This window comes from Pseudomonas sp. S1(2024) (genome assembly GCF_046557535.1).
The window spans coordinates 1-19,374 of the sequence record NZ_JBKGFP010000085.1; the positions used below are offsets into that span (position 1 = coordinate 1).

The following is a 19,374-nucleotide window of genomic DNA, read 5'->3' on the forward strand; positions in this document are numbered from 1 at the left end:
GCAATCTCAAATGACTATGTGATTTCTCGCATGGCCACTTGTGATGCTGATAATCTTTGTGACTATCAGTCCGTACTCACAAGCACCCACACGAATTGCTTGATTCGATTTGTTAAAGAGCGTTTGGTTAAGAGCGTTTTATCTCAACCGAGGCGCGCATTCTACGCTTTCCTCATTTGCTGTCAAGCGTTTATTTTGAAGTTTTTTGCGAGAAACTCGTTTAGCTTCAAACACTTGACTCGCTGCGATCTCTCGTAGCGGGAGGCGAATCATACAGCGTTTAGAAGCGCTGTCAACCATCATCTCAACCGCTGCCGATCATTCGACCGAAGCACTCCTGATACCACCTGAGACACTTAACTTATTGATTTACAAGAAGTTTCGCACATCGACTACGTCAGAAGTGGGGCGCATTATAAGGGGATTCAGAACCGCGTCAACCCTTAATTTCAAGAAACCTTGATATCGCCGAAGAGCAAAGCGGGGAGGCCTGACGGCCTCCCCGCTTTTCACCAAACCCAGACACCCTTAAAGCACGCCGGCAGCGCGCAGCCGCTTGACCTCACCCGCGCCCAACCCTAATACCTCCTCCAGCACTACCTCAGTATGCTCACCCAGCAGCGGCGGCGCGCGACGGTACTCAACCGGCGTCTCTGACAACCGTATCGGGCTCGCCACCTGCGGCACACTCCCCGCCAACGGATGCGGAATGCTTACCGCCAATCCGCGCGCCAGCACCTGCGGGTCCTGGAACATCTGCGCCAGGTCATTGATAGGCCCGCACGGCACCCCTGCAGCCTCCAGCTGGCTCACCCACTCCGCTGTGGTCTTGAACACCGTGGCCTGGCGAATCAGAGGAATCAGCTCGGCCCGGTTGGCAACCCGCAGCTTGTTGGTAACGAAACGCGGGTCGTCAGCCCACTGCGGCTGCCCGGCCACCTCGGCGAACTTGCGGAACTGGCTATCGTTGCCCACGGTAAGGATGAAGTCGCCATCCGCCGTCGGAAAATCCTGATAAGGCACGATATTGGGGTGCGCATTACCCAGGCGACGAGGCGGGTTGCCCGTGGTCAGGTAGTTCATCGCCTGGTTCGCCAGGCAGGCCACCTGCACATCGAGCAACGCCATGTCGACATGCTGGCCCACCCCGGTCTGCTCGCGATGGGCGAGGGCAGCGAGGATCGCCACCGTGGAATACAACCCGGTAAGGATGTCGGTCAGCGCCACCCCTACCTTGACCGGCCCCGCACCTTCCTCACCTTCCGGGCGGCCGGTCAGGCTCATCAGCCCGCCCAACCCCTGGATCATGAAGTCATAACCCGCGCGCCTTGCATAAGGCCCGGTCTGCCCGAACCCGGTGATGGAACAATAGATAAGCCGCGGGTTGATCGCCTTCAGGCCCTGGTAGTCCAGACCGTAGGCAGCCAACCCACCAACCTTGAAGTTCTCGATGACGATATCGGACTTCGCCGCCAACTCACGCACCAGGCGCTGCCCCTCGGCCTGCGTGAAGTCGATGGTAACCGAGCGCTTGTTGCGGTTGGCCGACAGGTAATAGGCCGCCTCACTGGTGTTCTCACCCTCGGCATCCTTGAGGAAGGGCGGCCCCCATGAGCGGGTATCGTCACCACTGCCAGGGCGCTCGACTTTGATCACATCGGCACCAAGGTCAGCGAGAATCTGGCCAGACCATGGGCCGGCCAACACGCGAGAAAGGTCCAGCACCCGCAGATGTGATAGCGCGCCCATGGGCTGGCTCCTTATCAATAGAAGGCCTGGATGCCGGTCTGCGCACGCCCCAGGATCAGTGCATGCACATCGTGAGTACCTTCATAGGTGTTGACCACCTCCAGGTTGACCAGGTGACGAGCCACGCCGAACTCATCGGAAATGCCATTGCCACCCAGCATGTCACGCGCCATGCGGGCAATATCCAGCGCCTTGCCGCAGGAGTTACGCTTCATGATCGACGTGATCTCCACTGCAGCCGTGCCTTCGTCCTTCATCCGCCCCAGACGCAGGCAGCCCTGCAGTGCCAAGGTGATTTCGGTCTGCATGTCGGCCAGCTTCTTCTGGATCAACTGGTTGGCAGCCAACGGGCGACCGAATTGCTGACGGTCCAGGGTGTACTGACGCGCGGTGTGCCAACAGGCTTCCGCAGCGCCCAGCGCACCCCACGAGATGCCATAGCGGGCGGAGTTCAGGCAGGTGAACGGGCCTTTGAGGCCGCGTACATCCGGGAAGATGTTTTCCTCCGGCACGAATACGTTATCCATGACGATTTCGCCAGTGATGGAGGCGCGCAGGCCGACCTTGCCGTGAATCGCCGGCGCGCTGAGACCTTGCCAACCCTTTTCCAGAACAAAGCCGCGGATATCACCCGCATCGTCCTTGGCCCAGACCACGAATACATCGGCGATCGGGCTGTTGGTGATCCACATCTTGCTGCCAGTCAGGCGGTAGCCGCCGTCGACCTTCCGGGCACGAGTGATCATCGAACCCGGGTCGGAGCCGTGGTTGGGCTCGGTCAGGCCGAAGCAACCGATCCACTCGCCGCTGGCCAGCTTGGGTAGGTACTTCTGCTTTTGTGCCTCGGTACCGAACTCGTTGATTGGCACCATCACCAGCGACGACTGCACGCTCATCATCGAGCGATAACCCGAGTCGATGCGTTCTACCTCGCGAGCAATCAGGCCATAGCACACGTAGTTCAGGCCACTGCCACCGTACTGCTCGGGAATCGTGGCGCCCAGCAACCCGACCTCACCCATTTCACGGAAGATCGCCGGGTCGGTCTGTTCATGACGGAAGGCCTCGAGCACACGCGGGGCCAGCTTGTCCTGGGCGAACTGATAAGCGCTGTCACGCACCATGCGCTCTTCTTCAGTGAGCTGCTGATCGAGCAGCAGCGGGTCGATCCAGTTGAAGCTTGCTTTACCGGCCATGAGCGAAATCCTCGAAATAGGGGGCAGTTTCTTGTGCCTTTGAGCCTAGGCCTGATCGGCCGCCGGGACAAACGAGGATTGCGCACCAATTAGTGATAATTTGTCACTTCGTAAATCGGCAAAACGCCATATTGACAGCCTTACGAGTGAGGTTGACGTACATGCGCCGCAAGATCCCCAGTACCGCCGCCCTGGTTTGCTTCGAGGCGGCGGCCCGCAACGAGAGCTTTACCAAGGCCGCCCAGGAACTTGCACTGACCCAGGGCGCCGTCTGTCGGCAGATAGGCGGCCTGGAAGCCTTCCTCAATGTGGAACTGTTCCGCCGCTCGCGCCGCGGCGTGAAGCTGACCGAAGCAGGCCTTTCCTATAGCCGCCAAGTGGCCGCCCAACTGGACGCGGTAGAGCGCGACACCTTATCAGTCATGCGCCAGCAGGGCGCCAACGTGATCGAGCTGGCCGTCGTGCCCACCTTCGGTACCCAATGGCTGCTACCACGGCTAAAGGACTTCCAGCAGCGCCACCCGGAGGTCACGGTAAACCTCACCAACCGCACCCGGCCTTTCCTGTTTGCCGACACCACCTTCGATGCCGCTATCTACTTCGGCGATGCCGACTGGTCCGGCACCCAGTCGCACCGGCTGATGGGGGAAAACCCGGTACCGGTGTGCAGCCCGGCGCTGCTGGGCGGGCAGGGCACACTCGACGCTCAGCGTATTGCCCGACTGCCACTGCTGCAGCAGAGCACGCGCCCCTATGCCTGGCGGCAATGGTTCGGCAGCGTCGGCATGAATGTGGAACGCGACATGACAGGCCCGCGCTATGAACTATTCTCGATGCTCGCTCAGGCGGCCATGCATGAGATGGGCATCGCCCTGATTCCACCGTTCCTGATCCAGCGCGAGCTGGAGGAGGGTAGGTTGGTGGTCGCTAACAGGCATGCCCTGAGTAGTGACAAGGCCTACTATCTGATGATTCCGGAGCGCAAAGTGGAGTCGGCTTCGCTGCGCGCCTTCCGTGACTGGCTGGTAAGCCAGGCCCAGGCGTACACGGCCAAGACGTGAGCAGGCACGATAAATTGACTCCGTAGTCAATTATTTTTAACACCTACAGATATATGTATTTGTCGCATATACATAAACTGTTATGCAGGAGCAAAAATCCGCTTTAACCCTGCTTACGGCGCGGCTTCGCGGGTTATTTTGCGACATTCACCAAGCCGTAAGCGAATCAACCGCAAATTTTTTGTTTTTTTCTCCTAATCTGCCAATAGCCTATGTTTGACAGGCTGCAGCCAGACCGTTGCGACATACGGTCACAGGGTGACTTGTAGTTTTGACTTCGTTTCGCTCCAGAACCGGTTGAAGGCCTCTGGCTTCGTCTGCAAAATGCTTCGCCCGCCCGGGATTCGGCGGGTCGGCGCTCCACAGCCGCCCCAGCGCACCATCCGAAGTGCGCTGGCTTTTAAAAAGACAAAAGGTCACCGCAGGAGAAATAGTCGTGCACATTGGTGTTCCTCTCGAGACGCAGACCGGTGAGACAAGGGTCGCTGCGACCCCGGAAACCATCAAGAAACTGATTGGCCAGGGCCATCAGGTCACCGTCCAACGGGGGGCAGGGCTCAATGCCAGCATTCCGGACAGTGCCTATGAGGCCGTGGGTGCTTCCCTGGGGAGTGCAGCCGATGCCTACGGCGCCCAATTGGTGCTCAAAGTGGTCGCCCCCAACGACCAGGAACTTGCCCTGATCAACAGTGGCAGCCTCCTGGTGGGCATGCTCAACCCCTTCAACAGCGAGCTGATCGGCAAGATGGCCGAGCGCGGCATTACCGCGTTCGCCCTGGAAGCCGCGCCGCGCACCTCGCGGGCGCAGAGCCTGGACGTGCTGTCGTCGCAGGCCAACATCGCCGGTTACAAGGCGGTGTTGCTGGCTGCCCATCACTACCCACGCTTCATGCCCATGCTCATGACCGCCGCCGGTACCGTCAAGGCCGCGCGCGTGCTGATCCTGGGCGCGGGCGTTGCCGGCCTGCAGGCCATTGCCACGGCCAAGCGCCTGGGCGCGGTGATCGAGGCATCCGACGTACGCCCGGCCGTGAAGGAGCAGATCGAGTCGCTGGGCGCCAAGTTCATCGACGTACCCTACGAAACCGATGAAGAGCGCGAGTGCGCCGAAGGTGTCGGCGGTTACGCCCGGCCTATGCCGGCCAGCTGGATGCAACGCCAGGCCCAGGCCGTGCACGAGCGCGCCAAGCAGGCGGATATCGTCATTACCACTGCGCTTATCCCGGGGCGCAAGGCGCCGACCCTGCTCAGCGCCGAAACCGTCGCGCAGATGAAGCCCGGCTCGGTGGTCATCGACCTAGCAGCAGCCCAAGGCGGCAACTGCCCACTGACCGTCGCCGACCAGGTGGTACAGGAGAACGGCGTGATCATCGTCGGCCCGACCAACCTGCCGGCCCAGGTGGGCGCCGATGCCTCGGCACTGTATGCACGCAACCTGCTGGACTTCATGAAGCTGCTGTTCGACAAGGACGGCGCGCTGGTCATCAACCTCGAAGACGACATCGTCGCGGCCTGCCTGATGTGCCGTGATGGTCAGGTCGTCCGCAAGAACGGCTAAGGAGCACGACAATGGAAGACATGCTGATTTCCCATGGCATCTACAACCTGATCATCTTCGTGCTGGCCATCTATGTGGGCTACCACGTGGTGTGGAACGTCACCCCGGCGCTGCACACGCCGCTGATGGCCGTGACCAACGCCATCTCCGCGATCGTCATCGTCGGCGCCATGCTGGCCGCCGCCTTGACGGTGACCCCGGCCGGCAAGCTGATGGGCACCCTGGCAGTGGCCCTGGCCGCAGTCAACGTGTTCGGTGGCTTCCTGGTCACCCGTCGCATGCTTGAGATGTTCAAGAAGAAAACCAAGAACGAGGCGCAGAAGTAAGCATGAGCATGAATCTGGTAACGCTCCTCTACCTCGTCGCCTCGGTGTGCTTCATCCAGGCGCTCAAGGGCCTGTCGCACCCGACCACCTCGCGCCGCGGCAACCTGTTCGGCATGATCGGCATGGGTATCGCCATCGTCACTACGGTCGGCCTCATTTATAAGCTCGGGGCCGAGCTTGCCACCGCCGGCATCGGCTACGTCCTCGTTGGCTTGCTGGTCGGCGGCACCGCCGGTTCGATCATGGCCAAGCGCGTCGAGATGACCAAAATGCCGGAACTGGTCGCCTTCATGCACAGCATGATCGGCCTGGCAGCGGTGTTCATCGCCATCGCCGCGGTACTGGAACCGCAATCGATGGGCATCGTTGCCGCCATGAGCGACCCGATCCCCACCGGCAACCGCCTGGAGCTGTTCCTCGGCGCAGCCATCGGTGCCATTACCTTCTCCGGCTCGGTGATCGCCTTCGGCAAGCTGTCGGGCAAGTACAAGTTCCGCCTGTTCCAGGGCGCACCGGTACAGTTCGCCGGCCAGCACAAGCTGAACCTGATCCTCGGCCTGACCACCATTGCCCTGGGCCTGCTGTTCACCTTCACTGGCCACTACAGTGCCTTCACCCTGATGCTGGTCTTGGCCTTCATCATGGGCGTGCTGATCATTATTCCGATCGGGGGCGCCGACATGCCGGTGGTGGTGTCGATGCTCAACAGCTATTCGGGCTGGGCAGCGGCCGGTATCGGCTTCTCGCTGAACAACTCGATGCTGATCATTGCAGGGTCCCTGGTCGGCTCGTCCGGTGCCATCCTCTCGTACATCATGTGCAAGGCGATGAACCGTTCGTTCTTCAACGTCATCCTCGGTGGCTTCGGTGGTGATACCGATGCCGGCGCGGCGCAAGGCTCCAAAGAGCAGCGCCCGGTGAAGTCCGGCTCTGCCGACGATGCTACCTTCCTGCTCAGCAACGCCGACAGCGTGATCATCGTCCCTGGCTACGGCCTGGCGGTGGCTCGCGCCCAGCACGCGCTCAAGGAACTGACCGAGAAGCTGAGCCACAACGGTGTGACCGTGAAGTACGCGATTCACCCGGTGGCCGGCCGTATGCCCGGGCACATGAACGTGCTGCTGGCGGAGGCCGAAGTGCCGTACGACCAAGTGTTCGAGATGGAAGACATCAACGCCGAGTTCGGCCAGGCCGATGTGGTGCTGGTGCTGGGCGCCAACGACGTAGTCAACCCTGCGGCGAAGAACGACCCCAAGTCGCCGATCGCCGGCATGCCGATCCTCGAAGCGTTCAAAGCCAAGACCATCATCGTCAACAAGCGCTCCATGGCCAGCGGCTATGCAGGCCTGGACAACGAACTGTTCTATCTCGACAAGACCATGATGGTGTTCGGCGACGCCAAGAAGGTCATCGAAGACATGGTCAAGGCCGTGGAGTGACAATGGCAGCTGCAAACCAGCTGATATAAAGGAAGCCCCGGTCAGAATCTGCCGGGGCTTTTCTTTTATTGATCCGGATCAACGGCTCTATTCCAATGCTTCTCATACGACCATGGTCGTGGGACGGCAAGGGGCGAAGTCTCTAGACTGCGCTGCAGTAGTTTCAGTAGCCCGAGATAACAATCCATGTACCGTGATCGTATCCGCTTGTCCTCCCTGCACAGCAAGGTAATGAGTGCGGCTGATGCCGCTGGTCTGATCGAGGACGGCATGACCGTCGGCATGAGCGGTTTCACCCGCGCCGGCGAAGCCAAGGCCGTACCACATGCACTGGCCGAACGTGCCAAGCAGTCGCCACTGAAAATCAGCCTGATGACCGGCGCCAGCCTGGGCAACGACCTAGACAAGCAACTGACCGAGGCCGGCGTGCTGGCTCGCCGCATGCCGTTCCAGGTCGACAGCACCCTGCGCAAGGCCATCAACGACGGCCAGGTGATGTTCATCGACCAGCACCTGTCGGAAACCGTCGAGCAGCTGCGCAACCAGCAGCTGAAGCTGCCGGACATCGCGGTCATCGAAGCCGTGGCCATCACCGAGCAAGGCCATATCGTGCCAACCACCTCGGTGGGCAACTCGGCCAGCTTCGCGATCTTCGCCAAGCAGGTGATTGTCGAGATCAACCTCTCGCACAACACCAACCTCGAAGGCCTGCACGACATCTATATCCCGACCTACCGCCCGACCCGCACGCCAATCCCGCTGGTCAAGGTCGACGACCGTATCGGCAGCACCGCCATCCCGATCGACCCGGCCAAAATCGTCGGCATCGTCATCAGCGACCAGCCGGACTCGCCGTCCACCGTATTGCCGCCGGATGACGAAACCCAGGGCATCGCCGACCACCTGATCAACTTCCTCAAGAAAGAAGTCGAAGCTGGCCGCATGACCAACAAGCTTGGCCCGCTGCAGGCCGGTATCGGCAGCATCGCCAACGCAGTGATGTGCGGCCTGATCGAGTCGCCGTTCGAAGACCTGACCATGTACTCCGAAGTACTGCAGGACTCCACCTTCGACCTGATCGACGCCGGCAAGCTGAGCTTCGCCTCGGGCAGCTCGATCACCTTGTCGACCCGCCGCAACGCCGACGTGTTCGGCAACCTGGAGCGTTACAAGGACAAGCTGGTACTGCGCCCGCAAGAAATCTCCAACCACCCGGAGGTGGTCCGTCGCCTGGGCATCATCGGTATCAACACCGCGCTTGAGTTCGATATCTACGGCAACGTCAATTCCACACACGTGTGCGGTACCAAGATGATGAACGGCATCGGCGGCTCGGGTGACTTCGCCCGTAACGCCCATCTGGCCGTGTTCGTCACCAAGTCGATTGCCAAGGGTGGGGCGATTTCCAGCGTGGTGCCGATGGTCAGCCATGTCGACCATACCGAGCACGATGTGGACATCCTGGTCACCGAGCAAGGCTTGGCCGACCTGCGCGGCCTGGCGCCACGCGAGCGCGCCCGGGCGATCATCGACAACTGTGTGCACCCGGACTACCGCGCAGCACTGAGCGACTACTTCGATCGCGCCTGCCAGCGTGGCGGCCATACCCCGCACATCCTGCGTGAAGCCCTGAGCTGGCACGAGAACCTGGAAGAAACCGGGCGCATGCTGGCTAGCTGATACAGATGTGGTACGGAACGGCGGCCCTGCTTCCGCTGTTCCGGCCTCTTCGCGGGCTTGCCCGCTCCCACAGGTCATGTGCAACCCTCAAGGGCAGCACTTTACCTTGTAGGAGCGGGCAAGCCCGCGAAGGGGCCATAACAGTCAAACCCTTTCATCGATACACTCCCGCCGCAATCTGCAACAGAATCTGTACTACTGTACTGGTGTTTTTGCGCCTTCCCGGCTGAGAAATCCTCTTCATCAAATCAAAGCGCACCAAATAAGTGCGCACCAGTACAGTTACGCCAGTTTCGAGTGCAACAGTAGGGTTACACAGTTAACTGGACCATCGTCTTTCAACCGAACTGTATCTACTGTTATGGACGACAGAGGAGGATCATTGGCATCAGTTAAATCACTACCTAATCCCGCCATAAGCGGAAGGATGAAACATCATGGAACGTACCCTCAGTTCCGGTCTGGTTTTTGAAAGCAACGCCCAACAATCCAACGCTTCGCTGCCGCTGCGCGCTCTGTCCACCTTGCTGCTGTGGCAGCGCCGCATGGCAAGCCGCCGTCAACTGGCTCGCCTGGACGCCCGCCTGCTGGCCGACGCCGGTATCAGCGAGTCGCAGCGTTACGAAGAGCTGAGCAAGCCTTTCTGGCGCTAAGCTTTGGCTTGCCGGCTTCGGCCGGCACCGCGAATTCCCGAAACCCGTTGCAGGTGACTGCGACGGGTTTTTTGTTTGCAGGCGGCATGCCAGAGCCTTTTGCAGACGAACATGTACAGTTTGGAAAATCCTAAAACAAACCATAACAGTTTATTGGTGCGCTGTTCATTAACATCCAGAAACACCGGCGCGTGATACGCTTGGCGTGACAGTCTGGTAGAACGCACTGTTGAAAAAGTACCGCGACGAGCTGTGCGAGCGTCCGATAAAGCAGAACCACCCGACCCTAGTCCAGGAGTCCACGATCATGTCCCGTAAATACCTGATTGGCGCCGCCCTGATGCTGAGCCTGGCCGGCACCGCAAACGCCACCAGTTTCGTTGTCACCACCGACGCCGTCGTTGGCGCAGTGGCCGCGTCCACCGATGCCACTTCCGATATTTCCTCCTCGTTCCGTGACGACAAGATCGTCCAGGCCGCCCGTGACGACGCCGCCAGCTTCGTTGGCAGCCAGGGCGACATCCGCGGTGCCAAGCTGGAAAGCGCTTTCCTGCACATCCGCTCGCAGATGCCAACCCTGCAAGCCAGCGACGCGCAACTGGCCCAGGCCATTCTGGCGCTCTGACCCCGCCTGAGCCGTTCAGCTGTGCTGGTCACCACCAGCACAGCCGTACTCACCATTGCCGCCCACGTTTCCAGCTGTTGTAGAGCCCATGCGTTATCTGTTGCCGTTGCTGTTCTCCGTTATTGGCATGGCCAGCGCCCATGCCATGGATACCACTACGCAGAGCCTGGTCATCACCGGCTATGTCACCAGCCAGGTCACCAGCGCACCGTTCGACCGCAAACTGGTCCGCCAGGCCCAGGACGATGCCGCTGCCTTCGTCGCCAGCGACGGCCAGATCCGCGGTGCACGGCTGGAGGCAGCACTGGAATCATTACGCCACAATTGCGCACGGCATACCGTCGGCGATCTGGAACTGGCGCAAGCAATTCTCGTCCAATAATTAAATCTGACTCCCTGTATTTTTCGGAGATGCTCCATGCGTAAACCGCTGATTGCCGCTACCCTCGGCATGCTGCTGCTGGCCGACCTGGCCCAGGCACAGACCCTGGTGGCCACCAGCAATATCATCGTGCGGGCCTTTGGCCGTTCGATCGATTTCACCTCTGACACCACCACCTCGATCCGCGATTCCAAAGTGGTGCGCGAAGCCCATGACGACGCCGCCAGCTTTGTCGCCAGCAACGGTGACATCCGCGGCGCCCAGCTCGAGGCCGCCTTCAACACCCTGCGCGAGCGCGTGCCGCAAGCGCGTGACGCCAGCGACCAGGTACTGGCTGAAGCCATCCTCGCGCTGTGAACCGCGTGCGCGCCTGGCTGCTCGGCTGCGCCCTGACGCTGCTCGGCACGCCCGCCCTGGCCGACCTGCAGCTCGAGCTGCAGGCGTCCGGCCTTGACTCACAGCAGGCCCTGGCCACTCAGGCTCTGCTCGACGAAGCCATGGGCAAGCTGCCCCCCAGCTTCAAGCAACAGCTGAACCGCCGCGTGCGTGTCAGCTGGAGCGACAACATGCCTGCCGACGCCTATGGCCAGGCATCGCTGGTCTCTACCCTCGAACTAAATCGCCGCCTGCTGCCCAGCCTCACCGATGGCAGTGCGGCCACCGAACGCACCAACCGCCCGCATGGCACGGTGCGAGAAGAACTGCTGGCCACCGTGCTGCACGAACTCACCCATATCTACGACCGCGCCCGGCTGTGGCCCAGCGCCGAGAACGCGCTGATCGCCCGTTGCAAGCGCCAGCAAGGGACGTTGGGCAAGGTCGGCTTGCCCGAAGCATGCCGTGGCCAGGCCGAGCGCCGCTTCACCCTCAGCGACGACCCGCGCCTGCTCGACCTGGCCGGCTGGCAGCAGTACGTGGGCCGACGCGGCGAGCGCGAGCAGCACAACGGCCAGTTCGTGCGCAGCCCCGACAGCTATGAACTGAGCAGCCCCAAGGAGTACATCGCGGTCAACATGGAGTACTTCCTACTCGACCCGAGCTACGGCTGCCGCCGTCCGGCGCTGAACCAGTACCTGCGCGAACACTTCGGCTGGGCACCGCAGCAGGACAGCTGCGCCAAGGGCCTGCCATTCATCAATGCCGGCAGCGACTTCGCCCGCCAACCGCTGGGCGAAATCGACCCCGAGCGGGTCTATGAGGTGGACTACCTGCTGGCCGAAGCCAACCAGAACCTGGTCAGCCGCTGGGGCCACAGCATGCTGCGCCTGGTGATCTGCAAACCGGGCCGCCCACGCGGGCCGGACTGCCGCCTGGACCTCGACCAGAGCCTGGTGCTGTCGTACCGTGCCTTCGTCAACGATGTGCAACTTTCCAGCTGGGACGGCCTGGTCGGCGCCTACCCCTCGCGCCTGTTCGTGCTGCCGCTGGGCCAGGTGATCGACGAGTACACCAAGACCGAACTGCGCAGCCTGGCCTCGGTGCCCTTGCGGCTCGACCGCGACGAGATCGAGAACCTGGTGCGTCAGGCCGCCGAAATGCACTGGAGCTACGATGGTAACTACTGGTTCCTGTCCAACAATTGCGCAGTAGAGTCGTTGAAGCTGCTGCGCAGCGGCACCGCCAACCCGCGCCTGAACGACCTCGACAGCATCATGCCCAATGGCTTGCTGGCTGTGCTCAAGGGCAGGGGACTTGCCGACACCAGCGTGCTCGACGACCCCCGCGAAGCGTTGCGCCTGGGTTATCGCTTCGACTCCTACCGTGACCGTTACCAGGCCATGTTCGAGGTGTTGAAGAAGCAGTTGCCAATAAAGCAGGACAAGGTCGAGGACTGGCTGGCCCTGGACGCCGAGCAACGGCGGGCCTGGTTCGCCCAGGCCGACCTGCGTACCAGCGCCGCCTTGCTGCTGCTTGAACAGGCCAGCTTGCGCCGGCAACTGCTGCTGGCCCAGGACGAGGTCAAGCAGCGTTACCTGAACGCCGCCGCGCTGAAGGATGGCAGCGTCAGCAAGGCCGATGCGACCCTCAGGCAGATGCTTGCCAACACTGGCTTCCTCAGCCGCCCGGCAGAGTTGCTCGACAGCAAGGGCTACGGGCTGCCGCAGCCGCAGGAGCGCAAGCATCTGGAGCAGGTCAGCAGCGAGCGGCAAGCGCAGTTGCTGCGCTTGAGCACGAGCCTGGACAAAGAGGTGAGGGCGCTGCTGGAGCCGTCGCGGGCCAAGGAAATTGCGGCGGTGGAAGCCAATGTGAAGCAAGTGGGCGAACATCTGCGGGCATTGCACAAGGCTGCAGGAGGCCTGCAGTTGTAAATATGGCTGTACTGGCCCTATCGCCGGCAAGCCAGCTCCCACAAGATCACCATAGGTCTGAAGGTGGTGGGACACCTGTGGGAGCTGGCTTGCCGGCGATAGGGCCATCAGCACCAACACAATCTCTTACAGGTTCTCCTCGGCCTCAGAAGGCAAATCCTCATCCAGATGCAACCAAGGCAACCGGCTACCCACCCAGATATGCCGGTTCGCCCTGGCCCGTTCCGGGTGGTCCAGCGTTGCCACCGTCACATCCACCGTTTCCGGGCTGTGCGTGGTCATCAATGCTACATGCGCCCCGCAATGTCCACAGAAGTAACGGCTGCAGCTGGCCGGTGCCACATAACAGTTCGGCTCACCAGCCAGCCACCGAAACCCCAAACAGGGCAGGGTGAGCCAGGTTACCACCAGTCCACCGCTGACCCGCCGGCAGATCGAACAATGGCAATGGGCAATGTCCGTCAGGTCGCCCTCCAACCGATAACGCAAGGCGCCACAGTGGCAGCCACCCTCGGTCACATCCTGCATCACCTACCTCTCGTCGCCTTTGCTTCGGCGAAAGCTGGCTGAAAGCTTGCCCTCATAGGATAGCCCCCACTACCGGCACCAGACCGGTCAGCCAGGGCACCCGGTAACTACCGTGCCCGGCCCAATCAACAACAACAATGGTGATTCTGATGTATTCCTGTGCCCGACTTTCCGTAGCCCCCCTCCGCATGCTCCCTGCACAGCGCCAAACGCGCTGATCCGCCCGAATCGACGTTCCTTTCGCCGCGCCACGCCTGGAGTACTGCCATGCTGACCTTCCTCGGCTTTGCCATGGTCATCACCTTCATGTACCTGATCATGACCAAGCGCCTTTCGGCCTTGATCGCGTTGATTCTGGTACCGATCCTGTTCGCCCTGTTCGGCGGTTTTTCCGCCAAGATCGGCCCGATGATGCTCGAGGGCATCAGCAAGCTCGCACCTACCGGCGTGATGCTGATGTTCGCCATCCTCTATTTCGCCCTGATGATCGATTCCGGCCTGTTCGACCCGGCCGTGCGCAAGATCCTCAAGCTGGTCAAGGGCGATCCGCTGAAAGTGTCCGTCGGCACCGCGGTACTGGCCCTGGTGGTCTCGCTCGACGGTGACGGCGCCACCACCTACATGATCTGCTGCGCCGCCATGCTGCCAATGTACAGCCGCCTGGGCATGAGCCCGCGGATCATGGCCGGCCTGATCATTCTCGCCGGCGGGGTAATGAACATGACCCCCTGGGGTGGCCCGACCGCCCGCGCCGCCAGCGCCCTGCACGTGGACCCGTCGGACATCTTCGTGCCGATGATCCCCGCCATGCTGTTCGGTGTGCTGGCGATCCTGGCCATCGCCTACATGTACGGCAAGCGCGAACGTGCCCGCCTGGGCGAGTTGCACCTGCCCACCGACGACATCGACCACAGCGAAATTACCGTTTCGCAGTACCCGGACGCGCGCCGGCCAAAATTGCTGTACTTCAACGGTGCCCTGACCGCTGCCCTGATGGTCGCGCTGATTGCCGGCGTGTTACCGCTGCCCGTGCTGTTCATGATCGCCTTCAGCATCGCCATGATCGTCAACTACCCGTGCCTGCAGCAGCAGAAAGACCGCATCGCCGCCCACGCCGGCAGCGTGCTGGCGGTCACCGGGCTGATCTTTGCCGCCGGCATCTTCACCGGCATCCTGTCGGGCACCGGCATGGTCGACGCCATGTCCAAGAGCCTGCTGTCGGTCATCCCCGAGGCGTTGGGCCCATACCTCGCGGTGATAACCGCGATCGTGAGCATGCCGTTCACCTTCTTCATGTCTAACGACGCGTTCTACTATGGCGTGCTGCCGGTGCTGGCCGAAGCTGCCAGCCACTATGGCATCAGCCCGGTGGAAATGGCCCGTGCGTCGATCGTCGGGCAGCCGGTACACCTGCTAAGCCCCCTGGTACCCTCCACCTACCTGCTGGTGGCCCTGGCCGGGATCGAGTTCGGCGATCATCAGCGCTTCACCTTGAAGTGGGCAGTGCTGGTGTGCCTGTGCATAATGCTCGCCGCGCTGCTGATGGGGATTTTCCCGCTGTTCAGTAGTCTTTAATAAACACGTATTTCCCTAACGCGACGCGCCCGGATCCGGGCGCGTCGCCTTTACCGTTCGAAGGAAGACACATGGAATGGCTGACCAGCCCGGAAATCTGGGTTGCCTTTTTTACCCTTACCGCGCTTGAGATCGTCCTCGGTATCGATAACATCATCATGATCTCGATTCTGGTCAGCCGCATGCCCAAGCACATGCAGCCGCGCACCCGGATCTTCGGGCTGGCCCTGGCCATGGTCACTCGTATCATGCTGCTGCTGTCGATCACCTGGGTCATGCGCCTTACCGCCGACCTGTTCGTGGTCATGGGCCAGGGCATCTCCGGGCGGGACCTGATCCTGTTCTTTGGTGGCCTGTTCCTGCTGTGGAAAAGCTCGCAAGAGATCTATCACGGCCTGGAAGGCGAGGACGAAAACCCGGAAGAACCGAAAGGCGCGGGTGGCAAGTTCTTCTACACCATCATCCAGATCGCCATCATCGACATCGTGTTCTCGCTGGACTCGGTGATCACTGCGGTGGGCATGGTGTCCCACGTACCGGTGATGATCGCCGCGATCATCGTCGCCGTGCTGGTGATGATGCTGTGCGCCGGCACCATCAGCGACTTCATCGACAAGCACCCGTCGCTGAAGATGCTCGCACTATCGTTCCTGATCGTGGTCGGTACCGTGCTGATCGCCGAAGCTTTCGACGTGCATGTACCAAAGGGCTACGTCTACTTCGCCATGGCGTTCTCGCTGGCGGTGGAAGCCATCAACATCCGCATGCGCACTGCCTTGGCCCGCAAGAACGGCAAAGAGCATGAGCCGGTGAAACTGCGCAAGGACATTCCGGGTCAATAAGATCAGGAAGTGCAGGACACAAAGGGCCCTTCGCTGGGCCCTTTTTCATGCCCGGATTACTGAATTCTGCCATTTGCTGTACTGGCCTCTTCGCGGGCACGCCCGCTCCCACAGGGATATCACAGGCCCTGAGGGTGGTGTGGTATCTGTGGGAGCGGGCGTGCCGCAAAACAACTAAAGCTTTGAGTGAGCACTGAAAATTCTTCAAACGCTCACGCTTCGTCTCTTGGCCCTCTGGGCCGATGCAACAGGGGGCCGTCGCCATGCTGACCCTGCTCAACCTGCTCTCGGCCGTTACGCTTCTGGTCTGGGGCACCCACATCGTGCGTACCGGCATACTCCGGGTATTCGGCTCGAGCCTGCGGCGCATCATCAGCCAGAACATGAGCAAACGCCCGCTCGCGTTCGTCGCAGGCATTCTGGTCACAGCCCTGGTGCAAAGCAGCAACGCCACAGCCATGTTGGTCACCTCGTTCGTCGGCCAAGGTCTGATGGCCATGACCCCGGCCTTGGCAATCATGCTCGGCGCCGACGTGGGTACCGCGCTGATGGCCCGGGTGCTGACCCTGGACCTGTCCTGGCTGTCGCCGCTGCTGATCTTCCTGGGTGTGATCTTCTTCCTCTCGCGCAAGCAGACGCGGGCGGGCCAGCTGGGCAGGGTAGGCATCGGGCTTGGCCTGATCATCCTGGCACTGGAGCTGATCGTGCAGGCAGCTACACCGATTACCCACGCCCAGGGCGTGAAGGTGCTGTTCGCTTCGCTCACCGGCGACATCATGCTCGACGCCCTGGTCGGCGCACTGTTCGCCATGATTTCCTATTCCAGCCTGGCCGCCGTGCTGCTCACCGCGACACTGGCCGGCGCCGAAGTGATCAGCCTGCCAGTGGCCATCGGCCTGGTGGTGGGCGCCAACATCGGCAGCGGATTGCTGGCCTTCATCAGCACCAGCATGCAGAACGCCGCTGGACGCCGTGTGGCCCTGGGCAGCCTGCTGTACAAGCTGATCGGCTTGCTGCTGATCATCCCAGTGCTGCACCCGCTGGTGGGTTGGATGGACTCACTGAGCTTCAGCCCACAGGAGCTGGTCATCGGCTTCCACCTGCTCTACAACACGCTGCGTTGCCTGATCATGCTGCCCACGGTCAAACCCATGGGCCGGCTGTGCAACACCCTGCTCCCCGAACGGGAAAACGGCAACGGCCAGATTCGCCCGCGCCATCTCGACACCTCGGCGCTGGAAACACCCAGCCTGGCCCTGGCCAACGCCTCCCGCGAAACCCTGCGCCTGGGCGATATCGTCGACAGCCTGCTCGAAGCCATGCTCGGTGCCCTGCGCGGTACCCAGGCCGCCTTGCCGCAGCAGGTCCGCGCCCTCGGCGAGGACGCCGAAGCCTTGTACAGCGCGATCAAGCTGTACCTGGCGCAGATGTCGCGTGAAGACCTCAGCGAACAGGACAACCGCCGCTGGGCGGAAATCATCGAACTGGCGATCAACCTCAAGCTGGCCTGCGACCTGATCGAGCGCATGCTGCGCAAGGTCCAACAGCAGAAAACCAGCCAGCGCCGGGAGTTCTCCCAGGTGGGCCTTGAAGAACTCACCGGCTTGCAGGAACAGCTGCTGGCCAACCTGCGCCTGGGCTTGTCGGTGTTCCTCAGTGCCGACCCGGAAAGCGCCCGCTTGCTGCTGCGGGAAAAACGCCGTTTTCGCGCCCAGGAACGGCGCCTTGCCCACGCCCATGTCAGCCGCTTGCAGCGCAAGGTAGTGCAAAGTATCGAGACCAGTTCGCTACACTTGGAGCTGATCGCCGACATGAAACGGTTGAACTCTTTGTTCTGTAGCAGTGCCTATGTGGTACTGGGCGGCTCGGACACGGGCGGGCTGATGCTCGACAGCGTGCCGGACGAAGCCCGTCTGCCGTGATTTCGCCTACCTGAGGACCCAAGCTCGCCCATGCGTTGCCTGATGTTCGTTTGCCTGCTGATCTGCAGCCTGCCCTCATTCGCCCTCGACCGCTCGCGGGTTGAAGGTTACCTGTTGCCCAACGGCCTGCAGGTCATCCTGAAAAACGGTTATGAACGTGACCATGTGGCGATTCGCCTGGTGGTCGGCGTCGGCCTGGATGACTTCAATTGCGAGCAGAAAGAGCTGCCGCACCTGCTCGAGCACCTGCTGTTCAGTGGCATCGACGAAACTGGCGAGGGCGGCCTGGAAGAGCGCCTGCAATCGCTGGGCGGCGAGTGGAACGCCTACACCAGCAGCGCCGACACCACCTTCGTCATCGAAGCCCCGGCGCGCAACCAGCGCAAAATCCTCGACCTGCTGCTGGCGGTGATCCACGACACCCGCATCGATGCCAAGGCCCTGGCCACCGCCAAGCGCATCATCGAGCGCGAGGATGGCGGCCACTATGGCCACCTGCAGCGCTGGCTCGACCGCCAGGACATCGGCCACCCCGCCAGTGACCAGCTGGCCACCGAGCTGGGCCTGAAATGCCCGGAGCGCTCCAACCTCGACGACATGACCCTGGAGCAGGTGAACACCTTGCGTGACCGCTGGTACGCGGCCAACAACATGACCCTGATCGTGGTCGGCGGCCTCGACCGCCTGCTGCCGGCCTACCTGGAGCGCACCTTTGGCGAATTGCCCGCCACCGAGCCGGAGGAGCGCCGCACCCTGGAAAGCATCGGCCAGCAAGCTGAACAGCGCCGCGACCTGACCCGCGGCTGGCTGGGCGACAGCGTCAAGCTGCACTGGCTGTTCGTCGAGCCGGTGCTGGACAACGACCATCAGGCCACCCTCGACCTGCTGTCGCACTACCTGGATTGGGCGCTGTATGACCAACTGCGCTTGCGCAACGGGTTGTCCTACGGCCCTTCGGCACAACGCGAGAGCTTCGGCGACACCGGCCTGCTAAGCCTCAATGCCGACCTGGAGCGCGAGGACATCGACCAGGCGGTCGAGGTGATGCAGAAATTGTTCGATCACCTGCGCAAGGAAGGCCTCGACCCGGAGACCTTCGAGCGCATCAAGTACGCCAGCGTCGCCAAGGAAAGCTGGAGCACCCAGGGCAACAGTGCCTTGGCCGACTACTATTGGGGCGCGCTGAACGACTATAGCGACGGACGCTTCGCCAACCCGGTGCGCAAGCTGCGGCAGGTCAGCCTGGCGCAGGCCAACGAGGCGCTGAAGGAACTGCTCAAGGAAGATGGCTATGTGCGTATCGAAAAGCCGTTGCTTGGCTATGATGAACTCTATGGGCTGGTTGCCTTGCTATCGGGGCTGATCCTGGCAGCGGGGCTGTTGCGCTGGCGTCGGCACGGTCCGGAAAAACCGAGCGGTGCTACACGCGAGCAGTGAAACGACGGTATCCTTTTGCCAGTACCGGCCTCTTCGCGGGCACGCCCGCTCCCACAAGGTCAGTGACAACCCGGACCCTGTGGGAGCGGGCG

General features: G+C 61.6%; 17 protein-coding genes. 14 read left to right on the forward strand and 3 right to left on the reverse strand.

The features are described 5' to 3' along the window. Positions 1-528: 528 nt before the first annotated feature. Both ACLCGK_RS23410 and ACLCGK_RS23415 read right to left on the reverse strand, forming a co-directional pair. Positions 529-1,749 carry a CaiB/BaiF CoA transferase family protein gene (locus ACLCGK_RS23410; RefSeq protein WP_410953070.1) on the reverse strand — a complete coding sequence of 407 codons (1,221 nt, stop codon included), beginning with the start codon at positions 1,747-1,749 and terminating at the stop codon, positions 529-531. Positions 1,750-1,763: 14 nt separating this feature from the next. Continuing rightward, entirely contained in the window at positions 1,764-2,945 is a 1,182-nt protein-coding gene (locus tag ACLCGK_RS23415) for an acyl-CoA dehydrogenase (protein ID WP_003252907.1), read from the reverse strand. Positions 2,946-3,106: 161 nt separating this feature from the next. Between ACLCGK_RS23415 and ACLCGK_RS23420 the strand changes: the two genes are divergently transcribed. From ACLCGK_RS23420 to ACLCGK_RS23465, 10 genes are all read left to right on the forward strand, one after another. After that, a complete protein-coding gene (locus ACLCGK_RS23420) occupies positions 3,107-4,006 on the forward strand; it encodes a LysR family transcriptional regulator (RefSeq protein WP_410953071.1) in 900 nt (299 codons plus the stop codon). 436 nt (positions 4,007-4,442) lie between these two features. Next, positions 4,443-5,564 (forward strand): Re/Si-specific NAD(P)(+) transhydrogenase subunit alpha, encoded by a 1,122-nt coding sequence (locus tag ACLCGK_RS23425; protein WP_015268506.1) that lies wholly within the window; start codon positions 4,443-4,445, stop codon positions 5,562-5,564. 11 nt (positions 5,565-5,575) lie between these two features. Further along, positions 5,576-5,890, forward strand: coding sequence for an NAD(P) transhydrogenase subunit alpha (locus tag ACLCGK_RS23430; RefSeq protein WP_003256966.1), 315 nt, complete (start codon positions 5,576-5,578; stop codon positions 5,888-5,890). Positions 5,891-5,892: 2 nt separating this feature from the next. Further along, the gene (locus ACLCGK_RS23435; protein WP_015268505.1) at positions 5,893-7,329 is read left to right on the forward strand and encodes an NAD(P)(+) transhydrogenase (Re/Si-specific) subunit beta; all 1,437 of its coding nucleotides are present in this window, start codon (positions 5,893-5,895) and stop codon (positions 7,327-7,329) included. A gap of 186 nt (positions 7,330-7,515) precedes the next feature. Next, positions 7,516-9,009, forward strand: coding sequence for an acetyl-CoA hydrolase/transferase family protein (locus tag ACLCGK_RS23440; protein ID WP_015268504.1), 1,494 nt, complete (start codon positions 7,516-7,518; stop codon positions 9,007-9,009). Between the two features lie 437 nt (positions 9,010-9,446). Next, positions 9,447-9,662 (forward strand): DUF1127 domain-containing protein, encoded by a 216-nt coding sequence (locus ACLCGK_RS23445; RefSeq protein WP_003256968.1) that lies wholly within the window; start codon positions 9,447-9,449, stop codon positions 9,660-9,662. A 307-nt stretch (positions 9,663-9,969) separates the two neighbouring features. After that, positions 9,970-10,287 (forward strand): DUF2388 domain-containing protein, encoded by a 318-nt coding sequence (locus tag ACLCGK_RS23450; RefSeq protein WP_015268503.1) that lies wholly within the window; start codon positions 9,970-9,972, stop codon positions 10,285-10,287. An 88-nt stretch (positions 10,288-10,375) separates the two neighbouring features. Beyond that, positions 10,376-10,669 (forward strand): DUF2388 domain-containing protein, encoded by a 294-nt coding sequence (locus ACLCGK_RS23455; RefSeq protein WP_015268502.1) that lies wholly within the window; start codon positions 10,376-10,378, stop codon positions 10,667-10,669. Between the two features lie 36 nt (positions 10,670-10,705). After that, on the forward strand, positions 10,706-11,026 hold the full coding sequence (locus ACLCGK_RS23460) for a DUF2388 domain-containing protein (protein ID WP_003256970.1): 321 nt from the start codon (positions 10,706-10,708) through the stop codon (positions 11,024-11,026). Further along, positions 11,023-12,978, forward strand: coding sequence for a DUF4105 domain-containing protein (locus tag ACLCGK_RS23465; RefSeq protein WP_410953072.1), 1,956 nt, complete (start codon positions 11,023-11,025; stop codon positions 12,976-12,978). The genes ACLCGK_RS23460 and ACLCGK_RS23465 overlap by 4 nt, the downstream gene beginning before the upstream one ends. 126 nt (positions 12,979-13,104) lie before the next feature. Here ACLCGK_RS23465 and ACLCGK_RS23470 read toward each other — a convergent pair whose 3' ends face one another. Next, positions 13,105-13,506 (reverse strand): GFA family protein, encoded by a 402-nt coding sequence (locus ACLCGK_RS23470; protein WP_410953073.1) that lies wholly within the window; start codon positions 13,504-13,506, stop codon positions 13,105-13,107. A gap of 267 nt (positions 13,507-13,773) precedes the next feature. Here ACLCGK_RS23470 and ACLCGK_RS23475 point away from each other — a divergent pair, with 267 nt between their 5' ends. From ACLCGK_RS23475 to ACLCGK_RS23490, 4 genes are all read left to right on the forward strand, one after another. After that, a complete protein-coding gene (locus ACLCGK_RS23475; protein ID WP_015268498.1) occupies positions 13,774-15,081 on the forward strand; it encodes a CitMHS family transporter in 1,308 nt (435 codons plus the stop codon). 71 nt (positions 15,082-15,152) lie between these two features. After that, positions 15,153-15,923: a TerC family protein gene (locus tag ACLCGK_RS23480; protein ID WP_410953074.1), complete on the forward strand. Its 771-nt coding sequence runs from the start codon at positions 15,153-15,155 to the stop codon at positions 15,921-15,923. Positions 15,924-16,186: 263 nt separating this feature from the next. Further along, the gene (locus tag ACLCGK_RS23485; protein ID WP_410953075.1) at positions 16,187-17,845 is read left to right on the forward strand and encodes a Na/Pi cotransporter family protein; all 1,659 of its coding nucleotides are present in this window, start codon (positions 16,187-16,189) and stop codon (positions 17,843-17,845) included. A 30-nt stretch (positions 17,846-17,875) separates the two neighbouring features. Then, the gene (locus ACLCGK_RS23490; protein ID WP_410953076.1) at positions 17,876-19,282 is read left to right on the forward strand and encodes a M16 family metallopeptidase; all 1,407 of its coding nucleotides are present in this window, start codon (positions 17,876-17,878) and stop codon (positions 19,280-19,282) included. Positions 19,283-19,374 lie beyond the last annotated feature (92 nt).

Coding starts and splice junctions, on each gene's coding strand:
- ACLCGK_RS23460 (WP_003256970.1), top strand. CDS start 10,706: ATGCGTAAACCGCTGATTGCCGCTACCCTCGGCATGCTGCTGCTGGCC.
- ACLCGK_RS23435 (WP_015268505.1), top strand. CDS start 5,893: ATGAGCATGAATCTGGTAACGCTCCTCTACCTCGTCGCCTCGGTGTGC.
- ACLCGK_RS23445 (WP_003256968.1), top strand. CDS start 9,447: ATGGAACGTACCCTCAGTTCCGGTCTGGTTTTTGAAAGCAACGCCCAA.
- ACLCGK_RS23415 (WP_003252907.1), bottom strand. CDS start 2,945: ATGGCCGGTAAAGCAAGCTTCAACTGGATCGACCCGCTGCTGCTCGAT.
- ACLCGK_RS23485 (WP_410953075.1), top strand. CDS start 16,187: ATGCTGACCCTGCTCAACCTGCTCTCGGCCGTTACGCTTCTGGTCTGG.
- ACLCGK_RS23450 (WP_015268503.1), top strand. CDS start 9,970: ATGTCCCGTAAATACCTGATTGGCGCCGCCCTGATGCTGAGCCTGGCC.
- ACLCGK_RS23430 (WP_003256966.1), top strand. CDS start 5,576: ATGGAAGACATGCTGATTTCCCATGGCATCTACAACCTGATCATCTTC.
- ACLCGK_RS23470 (WP_410953073.1), bottom strand. CDS start 13,506: ATGCAGGATGTGACCGAGGGTGGCTGCCACTGTGGCGCCTTGCGTTAT.
- ACLCGK_RS23490 (WP_410953076.1), top strand. CDS start 17,876: ATGCGTTGCCTGATGTTCGTTTGCCTGCTGATCTGCAGCCTGCCCTCA.
- ACLCGK_RS23440 (WP_015268504.1), top strand. CDS start 7,516: ATGTACCGTGATCGTATCCGCTTGTCCTCCCTGCACAGCAAGGTAATG.
- ACLCGK_RS23475 (WP_015268498.1), top strand. CDS start 13,774: ATGCTGACCTTCCTCGGCTTTGCCATGGTCATCACCTTCATGTACCTG.
- ACLCGK_RS23455 (WP_015268502.1), top strand. CDS start 10,376: ATGCGTTATCTGTTGCCGTTGCTGTTCTCCGTTATTGGCATGGCCAGC.
- ACLCGK_RS23480 (WP_410953074.1), top strand. CDS start 15,153: ATGGAATGGCTGACCAGCCCGGAAATCTGGGTTGCCTTTTTTACCCTT.
- ACLCGK_RS23410 (WP_410953070.1), bottom strand. CDS start 1,749: ATGGGCGCGCTATCACATCTGCGGGTGCTGGACCTTTCTCGCGTGTTG.
- ACLCGK_RS23420 (WP_410953071.1), top strand. CDS start 3,107: ATGCGCCGCAAGATCCCCAGTACCGCCGCCCTGGTTTGCTTCGAGGCG.